The organism is Alkalicoccus saliphilus (assembly GCF_003044065.1).
GTDB classification, from domain to species: domain Bacteria; phylum Bacillota; class Bacilli; order Bacillales; family Salisediminibacteriaceae; genus Alkalicoccus; species Alkalicoccus saliphilus.
This window is the reverse complement of sequence record NZ_PZJJ01000065.1, coordinates 1-5,594: the sequence shown is the minus strand read 5'-3', so window position 1 is coordinate 5,594 and position 5,594 is coordinate 1. Positions and strand designations below refer to the sequence as shown.

General features: G+C 51.2%; 4 protein-coding genes. All 4 read right to left on the bottom strand.

Going from position 1 to position 5,594, the window contains the following annotated elements; all coding sequences use genetic code 11:
* Positions 1–204: 204 nt before the first annotated feature.
* The gene (locus C6Y45_RS17135) at positions 205–1,524 is read right to left on the bottom strand and encodes a lipopolysaccharide biosynthesis protein (RefSeq protein WP_107586444.1); all 1,320 of its coding nucleotides are present in this window, start codon (positions 1,522–1,524) and stop codon (positions 205–207) included.
* A 397-nt stretch (positions 1,525–1,921) separates the two neighbouring features.
* Positions 1,922–3,028, bottom strand: a complete 1,107-nt coding sequence (locus C6Y45_RS17130; protein ID WP_107586443.1) for an ABC transporter permease — start codon at positions 3,026–3,028, stop codon at positions 1,922–1,924.
* Positions 3,025–4,299: an ABC transporter permease gene (locus tag C6Y45_RS17125; protein ID WP_107586442.1), complete on the bottom strand. Its 1,275-nt coding sequence runs from the start codon at positions 4,297–4,299 to the stop codon at positions 3,025–3,027. The genes C6Y45_RS17130 and C6Y45_RS17125 overlap by 4 nt, the downstream gene beginning before the upstream one ends.
* A gap of 12 nt (positions 4,300–4,311) precedes the next feature.
* Positions 4,312–5,244: an ABC transporter ATP-binding protein gene (locus tag C6Y45_RS17120; protein ID WP_107586441.1), complete on the bottom strand. Its 933-nt coding sequence runs from the start codon at positions 5,242–5,244 to the stop codon at positions 4,312–4,314.
* Positions 5,245–5,594 lie beyond the last annotated feature (350 nt).

Genomic DNA, 5,594 nt, shown 5'->3' with positions numbered 1-5,594 from the left:
ATATTTCCGGAACACCTTGTCGTAATGTTTCTTCTCCTTCTCCATCCACTCGTCCTCCTCCGGTTGCTTTCGTTAGCTGTATTCTATCACTTTGATGTGTCTACTTTTTATACTAACTTCATATTCCAAAGAAAGTTGGTAGAATTCCAAGATAATTTGGTAGAATTACCAGCCCCCCTAAAGCCGACAAAAAGGCGGACGGCTCTATTCCGCCCGTCCACCCATTTCTTTACTCATCCTCCGGTCTCTTTTTCCTGCAATCATCCAAACATATGCCATCAAAAACAAATACGTTGCGGCGCTCGTCAAAGAAAAGAGAGCCACTGCAGCCAGGTCGCTGTCGAAAAAGTAGAAGCCGAGAAGAAGCGCACCGAAGCGTACCGCGACACTCACCGCTTCATAAATGAGAAAAAAACGCTGCGCTTTAACGACGGGAACGGCTGCGATCACCGGGCGCGCGGCAAGCATAAACCATGACATAAATGCCATCCAGCGGGCATATTCCCCGGCCCGGTCCCAGCCGGCACCGAAGACGAATTCAAATAAAAACGGCCCGATCAGCACCACGATTCCAAACGGCACCACTCCGACGGCCGCAAGTCCAAGCGTTCCTTTTTTTACAAGAGGCGTCAGCTTCCGCCCCTCCTTATCCGCCTCGCTTAAGTTCGGATAGAAAACGTCGCCGACCGCTTTTCCGATCAAATGTGCGGGCAGTCCGAGAACCGTCTTACCGATTGAATAAAATCCGGCAGCCGCCGGTCCGAACAGCGCACTGAGCATCATGAGCGGCATCCCCTGGGAGACAGCGTTCAGCAGTACCTGCGGCGCCCGGTACTTCGGAAAATCATCGTGCTCTTTTGCCACCGCCCGAAGCCGCACTTTATCGAGGCGGAGCTCTTCTTTTTTCACCCGAAGCGTTTTTCCGAGAGAGTAATAAGCCATCATGAGCGACTTCATCAGATTCCCGAGAGCCGCAAGCGTCACGAGCACGGCCGCCGCCGGGTAAAACAAGCCGATAAGAATCATGGATCCATAAAGTGCTCCGGCGTGGTAAAGCTTCACTTTCGCAGACACGGTGAATTCTTTCATCCGTATCAGCCACTGCTCGGACGTCTGCACCATCGCACCGAAAATAATCAGGAGCGGGATAAATAAAAGGTATGGTTCCTTATCTCCCATATTAAAAAGACTGACGAGCGCTTCCCTCGACGTAAGTACGACTGCCAGCGCAGCGACAGCGAGAATAAGCGACACGGCAAGCGAAAGCCGGATCAGATCCTTCGCCTTTTCCTGCTCTTTCGGCAGAACAACAGCGATCGGATACGTGAGGGCTGCCGCAGGCGTAACAATATTGATCATGGCAAGAAACACCCCGAGTATACCGAACGCCTCCGGACCGTACAGGCGGGTAATAACAGGCGAAGCCGCTATCGTAATAAGCTGCGCACCGGCCGTCCCGGACGCCAGCACGGTAATATTTTTCACGAATTTACCCTGCATCAGTTTTTTGAGTTTCTGCATCATTTAAATCCCTGATTTCTATAAAAGAGTGAAGCCGTAAAGGAACACTTCCTCCACGGCTTTAACTACCATATTACTCCATTTATCCGGATACGGCTAGAATGGACGGCTCTCCATCTACGAAAGTGCTGCAACGACGCGCTCTGAGATTTCTTTACTCCTAAAATGCCCCGAGTCTGCGGTCGGTTTTAATCATTATAAAGGAGCTTTTTGTTTTTAGCAGGGTTGTTTTAATCATTACAGCTGTTTTTTTGTCATTAAGGCTGTGTTTAATCATTATAATAAATTTTTAATCATTATAAACCGGGATCCGGAATAAATTAATCAGCAGCGTCCGTTCATTAATCAACAATCAGCCCCCCTCCCACAAAAAAGAAGCCGCCATCACTCAGGCGGCTTCCTATGAACGGCGCTCCATCAGACGTATACCGGCCGCGGCAGTGACAACACCGATCAGCAGCAGCACGGTGAGCAGGCCGGCAATATCTGTGAGACTTTCTCCGGACAGAGCAGTCCCTTTCAGTGCTTCCATGCCGTAATAGATCGGCATACCCCGGGATAGTACGGTCAGAATATCATTCGTGACGATTTCCACCGGCCAGAACGCTCCGCCGAGCATCGCCATCGCTGTGGCCGTGACAGGAATCACAGCCTGCAGCTGCTGCGGCGAACGAACGATACCAACGAGCAGCAGCCCAAGACATCCGACTGCAAACGTAAAGCAGGAAGCAATTAAAAAGAGCACCCCCACATGGACACCGACACCAAAATTCAAGACGTATTCAAAGATAAGAAAAACAAGCAGAATCTGCACCGTCCCGATCAGAAAGCAGTAGGCGAAGTGGCCGAGATACATCTGCCACCGGCGGAGCGGGGAAATCAGCATCCGGCTCCACGTACCGTCTCTTTTCTGCTGGGCGACGGTGGACAAACTGAACAGCATCGTAAACACGGAAAAGTAAAGGGTCATCCCAAACAGCGCCTGAAGGCTTTGATCATATGCGATTCCGCTTTCCGCTCTGCCGCTTACCGTACTTGTTTCCAGTGTCAGAACCGGGCTATCCAATTTGTTTCCCACCTGTTCGCGGACGTTTTCCTCTCCGGATGCTGCTTCTACTTCCGATAGACGGAGCTCCTCGGTGAACACCTGCCGGATGTAACTTTCCGTCAGCTGATAGTTCTGATCGTCCACCGCCACGAGCATCCGGTAATCGTCCGACCGTATTTCCACGGCCATGTTCCGCTCGCCGCGCATGATCGTGCTGCGAACGTCTTCTTCCTCTTTCAGCTCAAAAAGAAACGCATCGGATTCATTCAAACGTTCAATCCACCCGGCGGCCTCTTCTTCTGATGTGTTTTCCCCGGGATAGGCCTGAACGAGCAGTTTACCGCTCAAGTCGTTCCCTCCGAGAAAAAATACAAAAAACAGTGTCAGCACGAAAAACGACGTCACGAGAAATGGTTTTCTCCGAAGACGCTTCATCTGCAGTAAAAAAACAGATCTCATGACGACGCCCCCCTTCTCGGAAAGATGAGCACGCTGATCACAAGCATGATCACACTCAGCAGCACCACCCGCTGCAGAGGAGCCCAGAGTGCCGCGGGTTCAAACCCCTGAATCCAGAGGAGATAACCGGTCATCGCCGCACCGTTCGGTGTCCAGCTTCCGACTGTCGTTATTACCTCCGGCATCGCGGCAAGCGGGAAAAAACTCCCCCCGGCAAACGCGGCAAGCGTCACGACCCCTCCAGAGAAAATCGTCGCAATCGCTTCGTTTTCAAAGCGGATGCTCAGTGACGTAACAAGGCTTGTCAAACTGCCGACACAGATGGCAAGGACCGCCGTAATGAGAAGCATACCGAGCCAGAAATCCATGGATGCAAACGGAAACGTCCGGAACAAAAGCGTGGACAGCCCAAACAAAATAGCAAGCTGTAAAAAAGCAATCACCGTGCCGGAAAGCCATTTACCGCTTAAATATTTTACCGGGTGCGATCCGGAAAGAATGATCCTATTGTATACCTGCTCCTTTTTTTCAACGAACGCTTTTTCGGCGATCGCTCCGGCAGTGTATAAGACGAACATCACCGCCATCCCGACCGCATAGTACTGCATGGACTGGACCGGTTCATTCTGCATCATCGTGACCGTACCTCCGAGCTCTTCTGCCTCACCTGAAGTTTCCTGAACTTCCAGACCGGCTGCCTGCGCGATCGCACTTTCCAGGTTCACATTTTCCACAAAACCTTCCAGCACGTCGGTGAAAATATCTGCGTAGAGCGAGCCGTCCTCCCGGAGCAGTACGTGAATATCTGCCGCTTCCCCTTCATTCAGGATCATCGCCTGCAGACCGTCATACGTAAAATTTTCCGGAAGCGTGACCACCGCATCGAGTTCTCCTTCTTCCAGCCGATTTTGTGCTTCAGCAGCTGACAACCGCTGGACCGTCAAAATGTCCTCTATCTCCGGACTCGTCAACACCCCCTGCAGAAGGACCGATGGACTGACGTTTTCCGCTGTCGCTGTCAGTTCCGCCACCGCTTCCGGCGGTATTCCCTCTGCCTCGATTTCTTCCGTGAACCGGGCAAGCCCTGTGTCCGGATCGTCTTCCTCAACAAGTGCCACCTGCACATCAATCCCGGACGTATCCCCTGCCAGAAGACCGCCGAGTGCAAAGCCGAGGATGCCTATTAAAACGAGCGGCATAAGAAGCAGGACGATTAAATCCGCTCTATTCCGGACAATAAGGGTAAAGTCTTTCCAGATGAAATTTTTCATCGGTTCCTCCTTTTAATCGCGGAGCCTGCGGCCGGTTAAGTGCAGAAACACGTCCTCGAGTGTCGGCACCTGGACGTTCACATTCGTAATTTGCACGTCATGCTCTTCCGCCAGACGAAATATATAACTCAACACCCGGCTTCCTTTCGGGAGAATCAGTTTCCATCCGTCGTCTGTTTCTACAAGCTGACGAACCGCCGGATGGTTTTTCAATTTCTCCGCCATCTCCGGATAAGGACGGTCAAGACCGATCAAAATCGTTTCCTCTCCTGACAAAATGCTTTTCAGCTCATCTTTTGTGCCGGAAGCAATGACCTCCCCGTGATCGAGAATGTAGACACGGTCGCAGAGCCGCTCGACTTCCTCCATGTAATGACTCGTATAAAGCACTGTCATTCCTTTTTCACGGTTCAGCTTCCGGATCATATCGAGAATGTAGCTCCGCGACTGTGGATCAATGCCGACGGTCGGCTCATCCATGATGAGAAGTTCCGGATCGTGCAGCAGCGCCGCTGCGATGTTGACCCGCCGTTTCATGCCCCCGGAAAATGTACTTAAAATATCTTCTTTCCTGTCGGTGAGCCCGACAAGTTCCAGCACTTCCTCTATCTTTTCTTTTAAGCCGCGGCCGGACAATCCGTAGATTCTGCCGAAAAACTTCAAGTTTTCATACGCTGTCAGCTCTTCATACAGTGCAATATCCTGCGGAACAACTCCCAGCACTTTCCGGATATTCCCGGGATTTTTTATTACACTTTTTCCGTGGAGGCGGACATCTCCGGACGTCGGCTTCAAAAGGGAGGAAATCATGGAAATCGTTACAGACTTCCCTGCCCCGTTCGGCCCAAGCAGTCCGACCGACTCCCCCTTTTCCAGATGCAGACTGACTCCATTGACAACGGTTTTTCCTTTGAAGGCCTTCGTCAATTTCTCCGTTTCCAGCATACGCCCACCCCCTTTTTTGGTACTTTCAGTATAAACCGAAAGGAGGAGGTTCTCCACTGTTTCCACTGTATATTTTATCCTTTTTGATGGGAAATTTTCGCGAAAGACTACCGGTGGAAAAAAGGTTCAACGCTGGGAGAATTCGAGGGAAAGTTGGTAGAAATACGGTGGAGGATGGTAGAATTCGGGGCAGTTGGTAGAAATACAGCGGGTGGTTGGTAGAATTTGTGCCTCTGTCAATAAAGTAGACAAAAGTCTATCAACTTTTTTCGCTCTACGATCCCGTTTTTCCTTTTCTGCCGGGCCCGGTTCCCCTCATCCGGCCTCTGCCCTGATAGAAGGGGGGATCT